This is a genomic window from Caballeronia sp. GAWG1-5s-s (assembly GCF_023631445.1).
Lineage (GTDB): Bacteria > Pseudomonadota > Gammaproteobacteria > Burkholderiales > Burkholderiaceae > Caballeronia.
In genome coordinates, this window is the sequence record NZ_JALQDC010000022.1 from 234,908 (window position 1) to 252,825 (window position 17,918).

The window sequence follows — 17,918 nt, forward strand, 5'->3', positions numbered from 1 at the left end:
GACGCCTTCTTTACAGCCTACGGCGAATTACAGGTCGAAGAACACGGTCTCGTCCGGTCCGCGCAGATGAATGTCGAAGCGGTAAATGGTCGAGGACGTGCCCGGCTCGCGCTTCGCGATCAGCGTGTGGCGGCGCTCGGCCGGCACGCTTTGCAGCACGGTGTCCTTGGCGTTCGCTTCGGCTTCGTCGTCGAAGTAGATGCGCGTGTACGAATGCAGCAGCATGCCGCGCATCAACAGGATCACGTCGAGGTGCGGCGCGGAATCGTCGTCGGTCGCGCCGGGCTTCACCGTATCGACGATAAAGCGCAGCTTCGGGTCCGTGCCCGTGCCGACGCGCGCGAAGCCGCGAAAGCCCGACGCGCGCGCTTCTTCCACGCTCTGCACGTAGCGGCCGTTCGCGTCGGCCTGGGCAACTTCGATCAGCGCGTCGCCAATCGGCTTGCCTTCCGCGTCGAACACGTTGCCGACCACGGCGATGTGCTCGCCCGGCACTTCACGGTCCGCCGCTGAAGCGGTGAACAGGCTCTTGAGGTCGAAGTTGTACTGCTCCGGAACGAGGCCGTACGCGAAATACGGTCCGACGGTCTGCGAGGGTGTTTGCTTGAGGGTCGTCATGATCACTCCGTCGGGGTCTCGTCCGGGCCGCGCAGCACGATGTCGAATCCGTAGCCGAGCGCGTAATTTTCCTGCGTCGTATCGATGGAGAAGCGCGAAACCAGCCGATGCCGCGCATGCTCCGGAATGCCCTGGAAGATCGGATCGAGTTCGAGCAGCGGGTCGCCGGGGAAGTACATCTGCGTGACGAGGCGCGAGCCGAAGTATTCGCCGAAGAGCGAGAAGTGAATGTGGTTCGGCCGCCATGCGTTCGGATGGTTGCCCCACGGATACGCGCCCGGCTTGATGGTCATGAAGCGGTAGCGGCCCTGATCGTCGGTCAGGCAGCGGCCCGCGCCGAGAAAGTTCGGGTCGAGCGGGGCGTCGTGCTGATCCGCCTTGTGCACGTAACGCCCGGCGGCATTCGCCTGCCACACTTCGACGAGCGTGTTGCGCACGGGGCGACCGCCTTCGTCGAGTACGCGGCCCGTCACGATGATGCGCTCGCCGAGCGGCGCGCCGTTCTTCGCGGCATTGCGCGTGAGGTCGTTGTCGTACATGCCGAGATCGTCCGCGCCGTACACGGGCACGCGGCGGTTGCGCAGGTTTTCCTTGAGCGGGATGAGCGGCAGCGAAGGACTGCGCGACACCGACGACCGGTAGCCCGGCGACAGGTACGGCGGATGCGATTCCCAGTCGCGCGGCGTGAGAATGGGGGACGTCATGTCACTGTCTCCTGATGATGTGACGTGAATAGGATATTTCTGGCGACTACTTTAACGAACGCGCCGAGTTATGGAAAATGACGTTTTATGCGGCGAACCATAACGGCTCTTCATGGATACGGACTTCACCAACACGCGCGTCAAGTTCCGACACTTGCAGTGCTTCCTGGCCGTGACGCAACTCGGCAGCGTGCAGCGCGCGGCCGATAGCTTGTCGATCACGCAACCGGCCGTGTCGAAAACGATCGGCGAACTCGAATCCATTCTAGGCGTGCGGCTCTTCGAGCGCGGACGGCGCGGCGCGGTGCCGACGCGCGAGGGGCGGCTTTTCGCGCCGCACGCGAGCGCGTGCGTGGCGTCGCTGCGCGAGGGCGTCGACATGCTGCTGCGGGAGCGCGGGGACGTGCCGGGCACCGTTTCGATCGGCGTGTTGCCGACGGTCGCGAACGCGTTGCTGCCGCCCGCGTTCGCCGTCTTCCGGCAGCAATGGCCGGCGGTCTCGCTGAGCGTGCAGACCGACTCGAACGCGCCGCTGCTGGACCGTCTGAAGGCCGGCGAAGTCGATCTGGTGGTCGGGCGGCTGTCGGAACCGGAGGCCATGCACGGGCTGTCGTTCGAGCAGATCTATCGCGAGCCGCTCGCGGTGGCGGTGCGGCGCGATCATCCGCTGGTGTTCGAAACGCCGCTCACGCCGGCGCTGCTCACGCGCTTCGCCATTGTCGTGCCGCCGTTCGGCACGCTCATCCGGCAGTCCGCCGAAAGCATGCTGACCGCGTTCGGCGCGCACGCGCTGACCGCGCTCGTCGAAACGCTGTCGGTCTCGCTCGGACGCTCGCTCGCGCTTCATAACGACGCCGTCTGGTTCGTGCCTGCCGGCGCGGTCGAGCACGACATCGCGCTTGGGCTGCTGGTCGCGCTGCCGATGCCGTTCGCCGGCACCGACGAGCCCATCGGGCTCATCCGCCGCAACGACGCCGCGCGCACGGCGGTGGAGGAATCGCTCGTGGATGCCATCCGCGAGGCGGGACGCTCGCGCGCGGCGAGCAAATGACCGACGCGCGCGCGCGGCCCGCTGTTTGCTCAGGCAGCATTTACCGCGCAAATTTCGCGGGAACAAAATACTATGACGAAAGGGCGGACATGGCGTGCTCGCGGCATCGAAAGCAAACGTTCACGGTCAACCACTCGCTGCCGCCCGGCCCTCGTTCCCGCATTCAACCCGTGCCCGCACCGTTCGCACCATGAAGACCGTACTTCTCGTCGACGACGACCCCAGCACCATCGAAGCCTGGACTCTCTGCATGCAGGGCGAGGATTGCACCGTCCTCAGCGCTTTCGACGGCAACCGGGCGTTATCGATCCTCGGAGAGCAGGCGGTGGACATCGTCGTGTCCGACTGGATGATGCCAGGCCTGGGCGGCGCGCTGCTTTGCCAGACGATGAAAAACGACGCGTCGCTCGCGCACATTCCGTTTCTGATGATTTCGGGGCATCCGAACCCGCCGGCGTTCGTTAGCTACGACGGCTATCTGCGCAAGCCGGTGGACACCGAAACGCTGCTCTCGGCGGTTAACCGGCTGTGCGCCGCGAAGAAACGCCCGCTTTACTAACGCAGTTCGGCGAGCGCCTCGTCCATCTGGTGCTGCGCGAGCCGGTTCAACTCCTGCGGAATCTCGCAATCCAGCGGCAGCGGCGGCGTGACGATCACGCGAATGTGCCCGCCGCGGTCCGGCCAGCCTTTGGCGGGCCACACCTTCCCGGCGTCGTGCACGACCGGCACCACGGGCACTTTCGTCGCGCAGGCGAGCCGCACGCCGCCCGAGGCGAGCTTGAGCGGCGCATCATGGGCAACGCGGGTGCCTTCCGGAAAAATGACGACGGCATCGCCCTTTTTGAGCCGCGCCGCGCATTCCCGCGTGACCGCCTGATGCGCCTGCCGGATCGAGCCGCGATCGAGGCTCACCATGTCGAGTCCGCGCAGAACCCAGCCGAAAAACGGAATCTTCATCAGTTCGCGCTTGAAGACGAAGCTGATGCGGCGCGGAAAGAGCGCCATGAATGCGAGCGTCTCCCACGTCGATTCGTGCCGGCTCAGGATGATGAACGGTCCGTGCGGCAGATGCTCCAGCCCTTCGACCGAGCAGGTCACGCCGGCGATGACGCGCATCATCGCGACCATCGCGCGGCACCAGAGCTTCGCGAGCCAGTAGCGCCCGTTCCGGCCGACGAACGGAAAGAGCGGCAGGATCAGGATCGACCAGAGCGTGCCGCTGCCGAGCAGATAGGTAGCGAATAGCCACTTGACGAGAGTGCGGCGCATCGGGCGTGGAAGCTGTCGGATTAAGGGAAGGCGATAAGGGCAGAAGCATAGCGTATCGCTCTTTCGGGAGCTTTCATGCGCGGCTCGCGTCCGAATGCAACAATGGTCGCCGTTCAACACTTTCGGGAAAGACGCGATGGATGCAGTGCCGGTGAATTTCGACGAGGGCATGCTCGACGTCGGCGACGGACATTCGATCTACTGGCGCGCGCAGGGCCCGCGCGATGCGCCCGCGCTGGTCGTCGTGCACGGCGGCCCCGGCGGCGCGATGAACGTGAAGTGGGCGGAAGTGCTCGGCGCGGAAGCGTGGCGCGTGGTGTTCTTCGACCAGCGCGGCTGTGGCAAGTCGACGCCTTTCGGCAAGCTCGAACGCAACGGCCTCGACGCGCTCGTCGGCGACATGGAAAAGCTGCGCGTCGCGCTCGGCATCGAGCGATGGGCGATTTTCGGCGGTTCGTGGGGCACGACGCTCGGCCTCGCGTACGGCGTCGCGCATCCGGAACGCTGCACGGGCTTCCTGCTGCGCGGCGTGTTCCTCGCGCGCCAGGAGGATATCGACTGGTTCCTGTGGGACGTGCGTCGCGTGTTTCCGGACGCGCACCGCGCGTTTCTCGACGCGATCGAAGCCGCCTGCGGCCAGCGCCCGGCGAACGCGCAGGAGATTCTGACGCTGACCGAGGCGCCGCTCGCGCGCTTCGACGAGGCGGGCGCCCGGCTCGCGCGAGCGTGGACGCTGTATGAGACGACGCTATCGGTCGTCAACAAGCCGGCCACGGAACCCGCCGACGAGGACAAGCGGCCGAGCGCCGAGGCCAACGCCGCGGCGGTTTCCATGGCGCTGCTCGAGCGTCATTACATGGCGGAGGAATTGCCGCCGACGCCGCTATTGCCGCGCGTCGCGCGCATCGCGCATCTGCCGTGCCGAATCGTCCACGGGCGCTTCGACATGGTGTGTCCGGCGGATCAGGCGGTCGCGCTCGCGGCGCACTGGCCGGGCGCGGAACTGGCCGTCGTGAGCGGCGCGGGGCACTGGACGTTCGAGCCGGGCAACGTGGCGGCGCTGCGGGTGGGCGCGGCGGCGCTTGCGGAGGCCGTTCAGGGGGTGTGAGGGGGCGGGCGTCTGCGACGATCGCGCGGCTGTCGTCACCGGCCCGTGAACGCGCGCAGGCGAGCAAGCGAAGCAGCGGCGTGCACCCGCCGTCCGAGGGTACTCTTGTGGCGAAGTCCCGCTCGCCGCAAATGTCGACGCGGGCGTGTAATCAGCGCAGGCGAGTGATCGAAGCAGCGACGTGCGCGCGGTTTCGGCGAGTGGTCGCCAGTCGAGAGTTGCGCTCGCGACGAGGGCGTGCGTGGCCCGTCATCCGCCCGCAAGCGTGGCTGGACGAGCAATCGACGCGGCGGCGTCCGCGCGGCTTCGCCAGCGCTAGTCAGTCGAGGGTGACGCTTCTGACGATGGCGGGAGAGGCTCGCCACCTGTCTGCCGGCGGGTGCGGACGAGCGATCGGCTAGCGGCGTGCGCGCGGTTTCGGCGAGCGCCCGCCAGCCGAGGGTCGCGCTTACGACGATAGCGAGCCCGGACGGGCCATCAAGGCAACGGCGTGCGCGCCGCTTCCGCGAGACGTCGCCAGTCCAGATCGACGCCCGCGACGATGGTCCGCTCGCCGCGCCGCGTCGCGATAGCGAGCGTCACGCACAGCGACGTGCCCGTCACGGAGAGATACGGCGCCGACGTGATGACCTGCTGCGGCTGCGCGCAGGCATCGACGAAATACGAGCGGTTGTCCCAGCGGCCGCGCGACGGGTCCGCAATCGGCGCGAAACGCTCGCTGCGCCGCTTCGCGCAGACGCCGGGCAGCGCGGGCATGAACTCGCGGCCGGCTTCGTCGAGAAAGAAACAGTTCACGGTGCTCGGCAGCGCCAGAATCTCGGCGCACGCGGACTCGCCGCTCGCGCCGCCCGCGAGGCGTCGCGCCGCCTGCGCGAGCCCGGCGCGATACGGCATCAGCAAGAGGTCGCGCGTCAGGCGCTCGGTGCGGCGCGTCTGCGCGAGCGTGTCGAATGCCTCTTCGATCAACGCGGTGGCCGCGCCGCCCGGCATCAGCCCTTCGCTCGGCTTGCCGAGGAGATAGCCCTGCACGAAATCGACGTTGGCACGCGCGGCGAGCAGCAGATCCTCGCGCGTCTCGATGCCTTCCGCCACCACGAACATGCCCGACTGATGCAGCAGATCGACGAGCTTCGGCAGCACCCAGTCGCTCAGGTGCGCGCGCTTCTGCGCGTTTTGCACGCGAATGAGACTGCGATCGAGCTTGACGATGTCCGGGCGCATCGTCAGCAGCCGGTCGACGTTGGAGTGGCCCGCGCCGAAGTCATCGACCGCGACGAGAAAGCCCTCCGCGCGAAACGCCCGCGTCGCGCCGGCAATGTGTTCGACGTCGATGCCGCCCGACTCCAGCACTTCGATCACGAGCTGCTCGGGCGCGAGCCCGGCATCGCGCGTGCGCTGCGCGAATTCGCGGGCATAGCCCGCATCGGTGAAGGTCGCCGGATTCATGTTGACGAAGAGCCACTGGGCGCTGGGCAAGAAGCCGGCGGCGCTGCGCAGATGCGTGAGATGGCTCAGGCGGTCCAGCTCGACGACCTTGCCCGACACGATCGCGCGGCCGAAGAGATCGAACGGACCGATCAGCGGTTCGTCATCGCTCGCGTCTTTCTTGCCACGCAGCAGCGCCTCATAGCCGATTTCGCGTTGATGCGAAAGGCTGAAGATGGGCTGGACGTGCGTCGAGAGCGTGATGCCGTCGACGACTTCGGCGCGCCGCATCAATCTTCCACCCGTTCGCGCGGGGCGCGGCAGGCGCGCGCCGGCCAGCGGTCGTCAGGCAGAGCAGACGAGGGCGCGCACGGGTCGGCGGACAGATCGGAGAACGGCAGCACGGCGGCGATACGAAACTTCGAATGGGATGCCCACGTTATCGGCGTGCCCCACACGAACTTGAGCGCGCCGCCGGATTTGCCGGTGCACGTCCCGCGACCTATCTTTGATGATGCGGTGATACGATCGCGCTGCAACTACCTGGCGCGCGGCTCGTCGAACGCTGCATTCGAACTTCAAGAGAGACATCGATGGCGCAACAGAAAACCAATCCGAAACTCGAGCAGGCGCTGACGCGCGGCGATCTTGCGATCCGTCAGGCCAACTCGGGCCGCGCCACCGCGGTGCTGCGCGCGCTCGGCAAGATGATCGTCGAGGCATCGGCGACCATCGGCGTCGAGGCGCACGTCGTCATCCACGATGGCGACAAGATCTACGATCCCGCCGACGGCGTCTGGCCGCAGCAATTGCTCGTCTCGCTCGACGGCCCCGTCGAAGAGAACGATCCGGACGAGATCCGCACCGTCACGCTGCTCGCCGACACGCCGGGCACGGTGTTCCGGTGCGAATGGCAGCGGGCAGATGGCAACCTCGGGCGACAGGAAGGCCGGCCGCTCGCGATGGTCGCTTTCATTACGGACGTCGATATTCCCTGGCTCGACGAGGAAGAGTAAAGCGGGCTCTGCCGGCACGACGAACGCGGATAGCGGCTGCGGCTGCATCCGCGTTTTTCTTTTGACGGCGCGTGCCAGCGGCAAATACGACACGCAAACGTTTCCGTCAGTGGTTTTCTATTTCGCAAGCGCTTAAGAGTCATGTCTTATTTCGGCATTGACAGCTATTCTTCGAATTGCCTCTCGCGCGGGGTTTTGTCTCTGGCTTGCCCTCGTTTCGGTTCACCATTTTCGTGCACGATTATTCCCGTACGGCAGATGCTTATTCGATCGTCGAAGCCTACCGGTTGATAATTCGTTTTAGAAGTTTTCCTCCACCGACATTGCTCCTGAACAGCGGCAAGCGCGCACCCCGTTATTTGACTTCGTGAGAGGCTCGACACGCCGCATTGAGGGTCCTACCTACCATCAGCCCTCATGACGCGGCACATCCTAATCGCCGAGAAAAAATGGGGTTTAACAAATGGAACGTCTGGATCTTGCCAATCACGCCGCCGTCAACCAAGCAAATCAATTCGACAGCGCGCTTCGCCCGACGCTTACGGTCGTGCCCTCGCTTCAGAAAACCGAGCGCATGCCGTTTACTATTCGTATCGTCCGCGACGATGACGGGCTGCAAAAAGCCGTAAGCATCCGACGTTCTGCGTATGGGCGGCATTTGCCGGAGTTCGCCGAGAAAATGTCGGTCGAGCGTTCAGACCGCGATCCCGGCACGGCTGTGCTGCTCGCGGAGTCGAAACTCGACGGCGCGCCGCTCGGCACCATGCGCATTCAGACCAATGCATATGGGCCGCTCGCTGTCGAGCAGTCGATCACGTTGCCGGAGCATCTCGCGACGAGCCGCCTCGCCGAAGCCACGCGGCTGGGCGTCGCGGGCGGCATGGTCGGCCGTGTCGTGAAAGTGGCGCTGTGCAAGGCGTTGTGGATGTTCTGCGAATTGCACGACATCGACTGGATGGTGATTACCGCGCGCGCGCCGCTCGACCGTGAATACGAGGCAATGTTGTTCAGAGATGTTTTCGGTGCGAATGAATATCTGCCGATGTCGCATGTCGGTGGGTTACCGCACCGAGTGTTGGCGAAAGAAGTGGCTGTCGCGCGGCAGCGTTGGGAAGAAGCGCGTCATCCATTGTTCAACTATATGGTGAACACGCATCATCCGGACATCGATCTGCAATCTGTCGATTTATCTTTTGATTGGGAAACGGTAGGATGCCCGGAGGCGCCGTTGATGGCTTATGGCCGTTAATGGCACCGCCGTTTTTCAGGGATGCACCAACGAAGGTAAAAAGTAATTAACCGGACCCCGGCGCGGTCCGGTTGGCCAAAAAGGCAGCGGTGACGGCGTGCCGTCCCGCTGTTCGCCAATGCCGGCGCGACGGGGCGCTGGCGGCGTGAACGGGGGTTGTCCAGGTATGGCGTCGGTTATTCCAGCTTCCTTATCGAGATTCAAACGAAGCGGCTCGTGGATCGACGACGCGCTGTACGCGGTCGCCGTCTACGCGGTGCCGTTTCTCATCGCGATCGGCACCATCGCCACGCTTTATTTCCTGCCGCGCCAGTACGAATCGCGCGGCGCCATTGCGCTGCCGCTGCGCGTCGTGGCGGACGAAGGCGAGCAGTTGCGACCCGCCGAGGCGCTCGCTGCGCTCAGCGGCGCGGCGCCCGTTCAGCGTTACAGCACCCATCTTTCCGAAAAGCCCGTCTGGTTCACGTTCACTGCGCCCCCGATGGGCGGCGAGTTGACGACCACGGTGGAATTGCCTTCGCGTCACGCGCAAACGCTTGCCTGCTGGGACGCAGCGACCTTGCTTCCGCTCGGCCGCGCCGACCGCGATTCGGCGAGCGGGTCGATGCATCCGGTGAAGGCCGGCTTCTTCATTCAGGCGGGGCGCCTCACGCAACCCGAGGCGATCCTTTGCCGCGGCACGTACTCCGGTCCGGCCCAGATCAACGCGCTTGCGTGGAACTGGCAGGGCCTGCGCAGTTCCGCGCTCGACTTTCAGGAAAGCTCCGGTCTCATCGCGGGCGGCCTCCTGACGCTCGCCGTCTTCGTTTTCGTCACGGCTCTCATCAACCGCGAGTGGACGTACGTGATCTTCGCGGTATGGCTCGTCGGCAATCTCCGGCTCTGCGCGAACGCGATGGGCTGGGACATGCAGTGGCTCGGCCGCGTGCTGCCGTCGGAATTCATGATGCCGCTGCGGCAGATCACCTTCGCCGCCTACTATCTGCTCACCGCCGCGCTCTTTGCGCAGTTGTTCCGTCGCGAGCTACGCGTGGTCGGTTATCGGTGGCTGCTGCGGGTCATTCAGTACGTGGGCATCGTGCTGCTCGTCGCGGCGCTCGCGTTGCCTTATTCGCTGTTCATCCCGACGCTGTGGGTCATCGCGGGATTCGGCATCTGCGTGCTGGTGTTCTTCCTCGTGCGCCTCGTGTGGATGGCGCGTTCGCGGACCGTGCTGTGGTACGTGGCGTCGCTTGCCATCGTGCTGTTCGCCACCTTCTCGGAAGTGCTCGGCGCTGCATTCGGCGTGAAGCTGCTCCTGAGCGGCGTCAACACGGTCATGGCCGCGCTGTCGTCAAGCATGATGGCCGCGTTCGCCATTGCCGAGCAGATGCGCGCCGAGCGCGACGTCCGCCGGCAGGCGCAGATGGAATTGCGCAATACCTATGAAGTCACGCCCATCGGGCTCTTCACGCTCGACGAGAAAGGTCACTTCGTCCGCACGAATCCCGCGTTGCGCGCCATGCTCGACTTGCAAAAGGGCGAGTACAAGCAGCGTCACTGGCACGACTATTTCGAACCGGGCGCGTGGGGCGCGTTGCAGGCGCTTGCGTCGAAGGGCAGCGACGGCGAACTGGAAATGAGCGGTTCGGTGGAACGCGGCACCGGCGAGCGGCGCTACTTGCTGAAGGCCATACGCTCGAACGGCTGGATAGAAGGTTCACTGCAGGACACGACCGAACGTTCGAAAGCGGTCGAGCGCCTGCGCTTTCTCGCCGAGCACGATCCGCTTACCGGCTCGCTGAACCGCCGCGGCGTCGAGAAAGCGATCGCTGCGCAGAACGAGGAATCGCTGCCGTGGGCGCTCGCGTATGTCGATCTCGACCGCTTCAAGCTCGTCAACGACCTCTTCGGACACCGAAGCGGCGACGAAGTCTTGCGGCAAGTCGCCGCGCGCACCCGGGCGCATTTTGCGCGCAGCTATCCGGTCGGTCGCATCGGCGGCGACGAGTTCGTTTGCGTGATGAACGACACGTCGATCGAAGACGCCATCGCGCAATGCCGCGAGCTCATCTCCATTCTGAGCGACGCGCCGTATCAGGTCGGCAATCGCGCGTTTCAGGTGAAGGCGTCGATCGGTCTCGTGGAATGTTCGCAGGGCGTGCGCGTGCAGGACGCGCTCTCGCACGCCGACCGCGCGTGCCGCGAAGCCAAGAAGGTCGCGCACACGCACTTGGTCACGTATCGCAAGGGCGCGGCGGCGTTCGAGGAGCGCGCGGAAGAACTGAAGCTTGTCGAAACGCTGGGGCGCAATCGCCTGCCGCCCGGCCTCTTTCTCGTGATGCAGCCGATCATGTCGCTGCGCGCGCCGAACGAGTCGCTGAACTTCGAAGTGCTGCTGCGCATGCGCGCGCCCGACGGGACCACGCTGCCGGCGGGCAAGGTCATTGTCGCGGCGGAGGAATCGGGCAATATCGCGGCCATCGACCGCTGGGTGATTTCCACGCTGCTCGAATGGATCGAGACGCACCGCCACGAATTGACGAACACGCAGTTCATCTGCGTGAACTTGTCCGGCGGCTCGCTCAACGACGAGCAGTTCATGGAGGACATCTTCGCGCTGTTCGCGCGGCACCAGTCGGTCGTCCAGTATCTGTGCCTCGAAATTACCGAGAGCGTCGCGCTGCACGACCTCGAAAACACGCAGCGTTTCATTGCGCGCGTTCACGAAATGGGCGGCAAAATCGCGCTCGACGATTTCGGCGCGGGTTATACGTCGTTCAAATACCTGAAGTCGCTTTCGGCGGATGCGCTCAAGATCGACGGCGAATTCGTGCGCTCGATGTGCGAGCATCCGGCAGATATCGCGATCGTCGAGGCGATCGTCGCGCTGGCGCGCAATCTCGGCATGCGAAGCGTGGCGGAGTGGGTCGAGGATATCGATACGCTGCGCGCGTTGCAGGAAATCGGCGTCGATTACGTGCAGGGCTTTCTGGTCGCGCGGCCGCAGGACAGTTCGGCCATTCTCGCGGCCCGCTCGGCGGCGAGCTTCGTCAAGGACCCGGAGGTCGTCAGCTTCGTGCAGTGTCTGTCGGAACCGGCGCAGGCCATTGCCATCGACTTCGAGCGGCGCACGCGCGCCGCGAGCACGCATTGATACTGATAATCCGCGCGTTTTCGGCGGCCGTGCTCAGGCCGCTTTCATCTCACTCAGAATCTTTTCCGCCGCAATGGGAATGCGCGTGTCGTCCCATTGCGCGAGCCATTGCAGTTCTTTTCGCGTGAAATAGCCGGCGTGATTTCGAAGCGCATATTGGAGCGCATCGACAACGTGATCGCGGATGATTTGCGGCGCATTATCGTCGGTGATAACTGCGTGAAATGCTTCGAGTGTGCTCATGTCGCGTTTGTATGGATTGGGCATTCAAGAAAGGCATTCAACATAACCGGCCAAAATACGCGGACGAAATAGTCGGCGCGGCTCTCCGGCGTGCGCGTAGCGGGCGGTTCCTGTCTAGACAAGACAGCGGGGGGAACACTGCTTCATGCCCGGGAAATCCCTAGTACAACGCGAGTTGTATATACAAGAACATGCGGTGAACCACTCAATGCCCGTGCGCAGGAGCCACCGTGACGTCATCCTCCCGTTTCCGCGATACCCAGATCCGCGCCCCGCGCGGTAGCCAGCTCAACGCCAAAAGCTGGCTGACCGAAGCGCCGCTGCGCATGCTGATGAACAATCTGGACCCGGACGTTGCCGAGAATCCGAACGAACTCGTGGTCTATGGCGGCATCGGACGGGCGGCGCGCGACTGGGCCTGCTACGACAAAATCGTCGAGACGCTCAAGCGCCTCGAATCCAATGAAACGCTTTTGATCCAGTCGGGCAAGCCGGTCGGCGTCTTTCGCACGCATGAGAACGCGCCGCGCGTGCTCATCGCTAATTCGAATCTCGTGCCGCACTGGGCCAACTGGGAGCACTTCAACGCGCTCGACGCGAAAGGTCTCGCCATGTACGGCCAGATGACGGCGGGAAGCTGGATCTATATCGGCAGCCAAGGCATCGTGCAGGGCACGTACGAGACGTTCGTCGAGGCGGGACGGCAGCATTACGGCGGCAAGCTCAAAGGTCGCTGGGTGCTCACGGCGGGGCTGGGCGGCATGGGCGGCGCGCAGCCGCTCGCCGCGACGCTTGCGGGCGCGTGCTCGCTGAATATCGAATGCCAGCAGAGCCGCATCGACTTTCGTCTGAAAACGCGCTATGTCGATGAGCAAGCCAGCGATCTCGACGATGCCCTCGCGCGGATCGGCCGCTATACGTCGGAGGGCCGCGCGGTGTCGGTCGCGTTGTGCGCGAATGCCGCCGACGTGCTGCCCGAACTGGTCCGGCGCGGCGTGCGGCCGGACCTCGTCACGGATCAGACGAGCGCGCACGATCCGCTGAACGGCTATCTGCCGCGAGGCTGGACGTGGACGCAATACCGCGACCGCGCGCAGAGCGATCCGGCGGCGACCGTGAAGGCCGCGAAGCAGTCGATGGCCGAGCACGTGCGCGCGATGCTCGCGTTCCGTGAACAGGGCGTGCCGACGTTCGACTACGGCAACAACATCCGCCAGATGGCGAAGGAAGAAGGCGTCGCGAACGCATTCGACTTTCCCGGCTTCGTGCCCGCGTATATCCGGCCGCTGTTTTGCCGCGGCGTCGGGCCGTTCCGCTGGGCCGCGCTCTCGGGGGATCCCGAGGACATCTACAAGACGGACGCCAAGGTGAAAGAGCTGATCGCCGACGACGCGCATCTGCACCGCTGGCTCGACATGGCGCGCGAGCGCATCCGCTTTCAGGGCTTGCCGGCGCGCATTTGCTGGGTCGGGCTCGGCCAGCGCGCCAAGCTCGGCCTCGCGTTCAACGAAATGGTGCGTAACGGCGAACTGTCGGCGCCGGTGGTGATCGGGCGGGATCATCTGGATTCGGGATCGGTCGCGAGTCCGAATCGCGAAACCGAAGCGATGAAGGACGGCTCCGACGCCGTCTCCGACTGGCCGCTGCTCAATGCGCTGCTGAACACGGCTAGCGGCGCGACATGGGTGTCGATTCACCACGGCGGCGGCGTCGGCATGGGGTTTTCGCAGCACGCGGGCGTGGTGATCGTGTGCGACGGCAGCCGCGAAGCCGACGAGCGCATTGCGCGGGTGCTGCACAACGATCCGGCGACCGGCGTCATGCGCCACGCAGACGCGGGCTATGACATCGCGATCGAATGCGCGCGCGAGCAGAACCTCGATCTGCCGATGATTTCGCGATGAGCACGCTCTGGCATCACTGTCACGCGGCAACGATGACAGGCGGCAAGTATTCGACCATCGAGGACGCTGCGATCTTGACGGACAGCGGGCGCATCGAGTGGATCGGGCCGCTTGCCGATGCGCCGCGCGATAGCGGCTGCGAGCGAGTCGACCTCGGCGGCGCGTGGGTGACGCCCGGGCTGATCGATTGCCATACGCACCTCGTCTTCGGCGGCGAGCGAAGCGGCGAGTTCGAGGCGCGTCTCGAAGGCGCGACTTACGCGGAAATCGCGGCGCGCGGCGGCGGCATCGCGAGCACGGTGCGCGCGACGCGCGACGCGAGCGAAGACGCGCTGTTCGACGCGGCCCGCTCTCGCGCGCTGGCTCTGATGCGCGACGGCGTGACGACCATCGAAGTGAAATCCGGCTACGGCCTCGACCTCGCGAACGAACGCAAGATGCTGCGCGTCGCGCGGCGTCTCGCCGGCGCGCTGCCGCTCACGGTGCGCGCGACGTGCCTCGCGGCGCATGCGCTGCCGCCCGAGTACACGGGCCGCCCGGACGACTACATCGCCTACGTGTGTGAAGCGATGCTGCCGGCGCTCGTTCACGAAGAACTCGTCGATGCCGTCGATGCCTTCTGCGAGCATCTCGCGTTTTCGCCGCAGCAAGTCGAGCGCGTGTTCCGGACGGCGCGCGACCTCGGCGTGCCGGTCAAGCTGCACGCGGAGCAGTTGTCGTCGCTGCGTGGCGCGACGCTGGCGGCGCGCTACGAGGCGCTATCGGCGGACCATCTGGAATACATGACGGAGGACGACGCCATCGCGATGGCGCACGCCGGGACCGTCGCCGTGCTGCTGCCCGGCGCGTTCTACATGCTGCGCGAAACGCAAGTCCCGCCCGTCGACGCACTACGCCGGCACGGCGTGCCGATCGCGCTGGCGAGTGATTTGAATCCGGGCACGTCGCCCGCGCTGTCGCTGCGCATGATGCTGAACATGGGCTGCACGCTCTTTCGTCTGACGCCGGAGGAGGCGCTCGCGGGCGTCACGATCCACGCTGCGCAGGCAATCGGCCTGAAGGAAACGCACGGCTCGCTGGAGGCGGGAAAGGCGGCCGATTTCGTGGCTTGGCGCATCAACCGGCCCGCCGAACTCGTGTACTGGCTCGGCGGCGCGCTGTCGAATCGGGTGGTGCGCAATGGCGAGGAAATCGCCTTCGATACACGCGCCGGATAAGACGACGCCCCGACGATTCCGGCGGGGCGTGGTCTTACGTGCAGGGTGGTTAAGCGCGGCGTCCGCGCGCCATTCCATAGATGACGAGCAGAATGATCGCGCCGATGACCGAGGCGATCCACCCCGCAGGCTGTCCCGGCTGATACCAGCCGAGCGCCCGGCCTACGTATCCCGCGATCAGCGATCCGGCAATGCCGAGCACGATGGTCATGATCCAGCCCATGCTGTCGTCGCCCGGCTTGATGGCGCGGGCGATCAGACCGACGATCAGTCCAACGATCAAGGTACCAATGAATGCAAGCATGCGGTTGCTCCTTCACGTGATTGCTGCGTGTTAGCAGATAGGGTCCGGGCGTCGCCCGGTGCTTCAACGTAGCACGGCCGGTCGCGTTTGAGTATGGCCGCGCCGGCCGTGGACGGCATAGACCGTTCGGCTAATGCGGGTAGCACGCGGGATGCCACGCAATCTAGCAGGTAGAATTCGTTGCATTGCTTCACGCACAGACACCGCACTGCACGATGACCGACTCCGCACTCCCTTCCACTGACGAGCCGCTCCACGAAGACCGCCTCTGGCGCGACGACGGCTGGACCGCCCGCGTAATCAAGAACGAAGATGACGACGGCTGGGCCGTCGAGATGATTCAGGCGGGCGAGGCGGAACCGGCGCTCGTCGGTCCGTGGACGATGGGCCGCGACAAGAAGAACCCGAAGCCGCTGGACGCCGCCGCGTTTCGCACGCTAGTCAAGACGGCCTCCGAGGTGTTGCGCCGCCATGAGCAACAGCGTCACGCGATGCTGCACAAGAACGTCACCATCGACGTGCGCGGCGAGGAGATCACGGTCACGCTCGATATCGTTCCCGATGACGACGACCCGTACGCCGACCTGAAGGCCATCGATGCGTTCGGCGCGCAACTGGCGCACGTACGCGTCTCGCCGGCGTTCAAGCTGAACAAGGCGAGCGCTGAGCGGTGGGCCGAGAACGACTTCGCCAAGCCGAATTAAGCGGCTCGCGCTTGCCGCGAAAAACAAAAATGCCGTCACGCGAACGTGACGGCATTTTTCTGTGCCAAGAGCAGGCAACGCTTACTTGACGACGAACTCGATGCGACGGTTCGCGAAACGTCCGCTGGCGGTCGCGTTGTCGGCCACAGGGTTGGCGTCGCCGTAGCCCGTTGCCGTGAGCGACTGCGGCGGCACGCCGTTCTTCACGAGAAACGCACGGACAGCCTGCGCGCGTTCTTTCGACATTTCCAGCTTCGCGGGCGGCGCGCCGACGCCGTCCGAATAGCCCGCGATGTCGAGGTTGACCATCGAACCCTTCGCCGCGCAGTTCTTGAGCAGCTGCGCCGTTTCGCCAAGCGTCGCGGCCGCGCCTTCGGGCACCGTGGCGCTCGAACGGCCGAAGTTGACCACCTGCAGATCGAGCACAGCCGTGAGTTTCGGTCCGGAGCAGGCGTCGTCGGTGGCCAGCAGCGTCTTCATCGCGCTGCGGAACGACTGCGTGGCGTGCGCCACCGCGCTTTCCACGTCGAACGAGCTGACCTGGAACATGCCGCCGAGCGAGTTCTTCAGGCGATCAGTCCAGCCGAGCTTGGCGTCCGCCGCGGCGCCGCTCAACTCAACTTTGGAGCCGACGACCTTCGCCTCCGCGCCCGGCACCGCCATCAACGGCGTCAAGTCCTTGAGCCGGCCGAGCCACGGGGCGGCAGGCGTACCCGGCGCCACCGTCACGTCCGCGCTGTAGCCTTGTCCGAAACGATGCGCTAGTGCCGCAACGAGTTGCTGCTTTTCGGCATCCGTGCCGACCGTCGCCTGAACGGAGGGCACGCCCGCTTCGCTGACGGAAAACACCATCTGCGCGTCCTTCGCTGCCGAAACCGGCGTGCTGGCTGCTGCTTCGCTCGCCGCGCCGAAATGGGCGGCGGGTTCCGAAGCGGAAGCGGGGATGGCGGTCGATGCCGTGTCCATCGGAGCCGTGGCCTGCGAAGCGGGCTGCGCGACCGTCGCAACGGGCGTCGTTGCCGCGTTCGAGCTCAGATCGACGTTCGGATTGTGGGTGAAACCGCGGTAATACACGAGCGCGAGGATCGCAGCGAGCACCGCGAAAAGCAGCCACACCGCCTTGTTGGACCGCTTCGGCGCCGGCTTGCGCACGGGAGCGCGCAGCGGCGCGGACATCGTCGGCGCCGGCGCCACGGGGGGCGCGGGCGGAGGCGGCGGCGCCACGACCGGCGGCGTGTTTCGCGCGGGCGCAGGCGAACCGTAGCTCGCCGAGCCCGCTGTCGGCACCGGGGGCTCGTCGGCGATATCCAGCGTCGATCCCACCGCGTCGAGCCGCGCGCCGATACTGCTCACGAAGCCATCCACGTTGCCCACGCCGATTGCGCTCGCCGCGTTATGCGTGAGCGATGCGCGCATCTCGCCGATCTGGTCGCGCAGCAAGCCCGGCAACTGCGACAAATTCGCCTGCGAGAGCAGGAAGTGATGCTTGAGGATGCCGAACATGATGGCCGACAACATGCCCGCGAGCGCGGACGTGGCCTGCACGGGCACGCCCGTTTCGGCCGATACCGCGTCGGTCAGGGCGTCGATGCGCTGGCCCGTGGCGCGCGAAGCGAGCAGATGACCGGACGCCTCCAGATGCTTCAGACCGGCGGTCGTCGTGATGACGTTTCGCAACTGCTCGGCCACGAAGGCGTTCGCTTCGGGCGACATGATGACGGAATACACGGCACGCGCGCCGTCGGCGAGCGCCGACCGGTCCATCACCGAGGCGACCAGCCCCGGCGCGGTGCGCGCGGCCAGTTGCTGCACGATCTGCGCAGGAATGCCGAACTTCTGCGATAACTGTTCCGCGATCTCGCTGGAGATCGCGGTGTTGACCGCCTGAACCAGATTGATACTCATCGACTGCCTATCCTTTTACTATGACGCCGAGCGCGGGCGCAATGACGTGCGCATTCTATATGTGC

16 protein-coding genes are annotated in these 17,918 nt (G+C 65.4%); 9 read left to right on the plus strand and 7 right to left on the minus strand.

Going from position 1 to position 17,918, the window contains the following annotated elements; translation table 11 throughout:
* Nucleotides 1–27: 27 nt before the first annotated feature.
* Both pcaG and pcaH read right to left on the minus strand, forming a co-directional pair.
* Nucleotides 28–618: a protocatechuate 3,4-dioxygenase subunit alpha gene (pcaG, locus tag NCR34_RS15340; RefSeq protein ID WP_250500343.1), complete on the minus strand. Its 591-nt coding sequence runs from the start codon at nt 616–618 to the stop codon at nt 28–30.
* A gap of 2 nt (nt 619–620) precedes the next feature.
* Nucleotides 621–1,322 (minus strand): protocatechuate 3,4-dioxygenase subunit beta, encoded by a 702-nt coding sequence (gene pcaH, locus NCR34_RS15345; protein ID WP_250500344.1) that lies wholly within the window; start codon nt 1,320–1,322, stop codon nt 621–623.
* A gap of 112 nt (nt 1,323–1,434) precedes the next feature.
* Here pcaH and pcaQ point away from each other — a divergent pair, with 112 nt between their 5' ends.
* On the plus strand, nt 1,435–2,373 hold the full coding sequence (gene pcaQ / locus NCR34_RS15350; protein ID WP_250500345.1) for a pca operon transcription factor PcaQ: 939 nt from the start codon (nt 1,435–1,437) through the stop codon (nt 2,371–2,373).
* A 94-nt stretch (nt 2,374–2,467) separates the two neighbouring features.
* A complete protein-coding gene (locus NCR34_RS15355) occupies nt 2,468–2,932 on the plus strand; it encodes a response regulator (RefSeq protein WP_250500346.1) in 465 nt (154 codons plus the stop codon).
* Here the strand turns inward: NCR34_RS15355 and NCR34_RS15360 are convergent.
* The gene (locus NCR34_RS15360; protein WP_250500347.1) at nt 2,929–3,642 is read right to left on the minus strand and encodes a lysophospholipid acyltransferase family protein; all 714 of its coding nucleotides are present in this window, start codon (nt 3,640–3,642) and stop codon (nt 2,929–2,931) included. The two genes, NCR34_RS15355 and NCR34_RS15360, sit on opposite strands and share 4 nt — an antisense overlap.
* 136 nt (nt 3,643–3,778) lie before the next feature.
* On the opposite strand from NCR34_RS15360, the gene pip reads away from it, so the two are divergent.
* Nucleotides 3,779–4,750, plus strand: coding sequence for a prolyl aminopeptidase (gene pip / locus NCR34_RS15365; protein ID WP_250500348.1), 972 nt, complete (start codon nt 3,779–3,781; stop codon nt 4,748–4,750).
* A gap of 477 nt (nt 4,751–5,227) precedes the next feature.
* Here pip and NCR34_RS15370 read toward each other — a convergent pair whose 3' ends face one another.
* Nucleotides 5,228–6,466, minus strand: coding sequence for an EAL domain-containing protein (locus NCR34_RS15370; RefSeq protein WP_250500349.1), 1,239 nt, complete (start codon nt 6,464–6,466; stop codon nt 5,228–5,230).
* A gap of 302 nt (nt 6,467–6,768) precedes the next feature.
* On the opposite strand from NCR34_RS15370, the gene NCR34_RS15375 reads away from it, so the two are divergent.
* The 3 genes from NCR34_RS15375 (at nt 6,769) to NCR34_RS15385 (ending at nt 11,576) form a co-directional block, all read left to right on the plus strand.
* Entirely contained in the window at nt 6,769–7,191 is a 423-nt protein-coding gene (locus NCR34_RS15375) for a hypothetical protein (protein ID WP_250500350.1), read from the plus strand.
* Nucleotides 7,192–7,765: 574 nt separating this feature from the next.
* The gene (locus tag NCR34_RS15380; protein WP_250500351.1) at nt 7,766–8,440 is read left to right on the plus strand and encodes an N-acyl amino acid synthase FeeM domain-containing protein; all 675 of its coding nucleotides are present in this window, start codon (nt 7,766–7,768) and stop codon (nt 8,438–8,440) included.
* Between the two features lie 166 nt (nt 8,441–8,606).
* Nucleotides 8,607–11,576, plus strand: a complete 2,970-nt coding sequence (locus NCR34_RS15385) for a putative bifunctional diguanylate cyclase/phosphodiesterase (RefSeq protein WP_250500352.1) — start codon at nt 8,607–8,609, stop codon at nt 11,574–11,576.
* 33 nt (nt 11,577–11,609) lie between these two features.
* Here NCR34_RS15385 and NCR34_RS15390 read toward each other — a convergent pair whose 3' ends face one another.
* A complete protein-coding gene (locus tag NCR34_RS15390) occupies nt 11,610–11,819 on the minus strand; it encodes a hypothetical protein (protein WP_250500353.1) in 210 nt (69 codons plus the stop codon).
* A 230-nt stretch (nt 11,820–12,049) separates the two neighbouring features.
* Here NCR34_RS15390 and hutU point away from each other — a divergent pair, with 230 nt between their 5' ends.
* Nucleotides 12,050–13,723, plus strand: a complete 1,674-nt coding sequence (gene hutU, locus NCR34_RS15395; protein WP_250500354.1) for a urocanate hydratase — start codon at nt 12,050–12,052, stop codon at nt 13,721–13,723.
* Nucleotides 13,720–14,940, plus strand: coding sequence for an imidazolonepropionase (gene hutI / locus NCR34_RS15400; RefSeq protein ID WP_250500355.1), 1,221 nt, complete (start codon nt 13,720–13,722; stop codon nt 14,938–14,940). Before hutU ends, hutI begins: the two co-directional genes overlap by 4 nt.
* 49 nt (nt 14,941–14,989) lie before the next feature.
* Here hutI and NCR34_RS15405 read toward each other — a convergent pair whose 3' ends face one another.
* On the minus strand, nt 14,990–15,244 hold the full coding sequence (locus NCR34_RS15405) for a GlsB/YeaQ/YmgE family stress response membrane protein (RefSeq protein ID WP_250500356.1): 255 nt from the start codon (nt 15,242–15,244) through the stop codon (nt 14,990–14,992).
* A 215-nt stretch (nt 15,245–15,459) separates the two neighbouring features.
* On the opposite strand from NCR34_RS15405, the gene NCR34_RS15410 reads away from it, so the two are divergent.
* Entirely contained in the window at nt 15,460–15,948 is a 489-nt protein-coding gene (locus NCR34_RS15410; protein WP_175941174.1) for a hypothetical protein, read from the plus strand.
* 81 nt (nt 15,949–16,029) lie between these two features.
* On the opposite strand, the gene NCR34_RS15415 is transcribed toward NCR34_RS15410, so the two are convergent.
* Complete coding sequence (locus tag NCR34_RS15415; protein WP_250500357.1) at nt 16,030–17,853, minus strand: OmpA family protein; 1,824 nt, start codon at nt 17,851–17,853, stop codon at nt 16,030–16,032.
* Between the last annotated feature and the right edge of the window lie 65 nt (nt 17,854–17,918).

Bases quoted from the DNA above. Each gene is read 5' to 3' on its own strand.
- pip (WP_250500348.1), top strand. From the start codon at position 3,779: ATGGATGCAGTGCCGGTGAATTTCGACGAGGGCATGCTCGACGTCGGC.
- NCR34_RS15405 (WP_250500356.1), bottom strand. From the start codon at position 15,244: ATGCTTGCATTCATTGGTACCTTGATCGTTGGACTGATCGTCGGTCTG.
- NCR34_RS15410 (WP_175941174.1), top strand. From the start codon at position 15,460: ATGACCGACTCCGCACTCCCTTCCACTGACGAGCCGCTCCACGAAGAC.
- NCR34_RS15370 (WP_250500349.1), bottom strand. From the start codon at position 6,466: ATGCGGCGCGCCGAAGTCGTCGACGGCATCACGCTCTCGACGCACGTC.
- NCR34_RS15360 (WP_250500347.1), bottom strand. From the start codon at position 3,642: ATGCGCCGCACTCTCGTCAAGTGGCTATTCGCTACCTATCTGCTCGGC.
- hutI (WP_250500355.1), top strand. From the start codon at position 13,720: ATGAGCACGCTCTGGCATCACTGTCACGCGGCAACGATGACAGGCGGC.
- NCR34_RS15380 (WP_250500351.1), top strand. From the start codon at position 7,766: ATGCCGTTTACTATTCGTATCGTCCGCGACGATGACGGGCTGCAAAAA.
- NCR34_RS15390 (WP_250500353.1), bottom strand. From the start codon at position 11,819: ATGAGCACACTCGAAGCATTTCACGCAGTTATCACCGACGATAATGCG.
- pcaQ (WP_250500345.1), top strand. From the start codon at position 1,435: ATGGATACGGACTTCACCAACACGCGCGTCAAGTTCCGACACTTGCAG.
- pcaG (WP_250500343.1), bottom strand. From the start codon at position 618: ATGACGACCCTCAAGCAAACACCCTCGCAGACCGTCGGACCGTATTTC.
- NCR34_RS15375 (WP_250500350.1), top strand. From the start codon at position 6,769: ATGGCGCAACAGAAAACCAATCCGAAACTCGAGCAGGCGCTGACGCGC.
- NCR34_RS15385 (WP_250500352.1), top strand. From the start codon at position 8,607: ATGGCGTCGGTTATTCCAGCTTCCTTATCGAGATTCAAACGAAGCGGC.
- pcaH (WP_250500344.1), bottom strand. From the start codon at position 1,322: ATGACGTCCCCCATTCTCACGCCGCGCGACTGGGAATCGCATCCGCCG.
- NCR34_RS15415 (WP_250500357.1), bottom strand. From the start codon at position 17,853: ATGAGTATCAATCTGGTTCAGGCGGTCAACACCGCGATCTCCAGCGAG.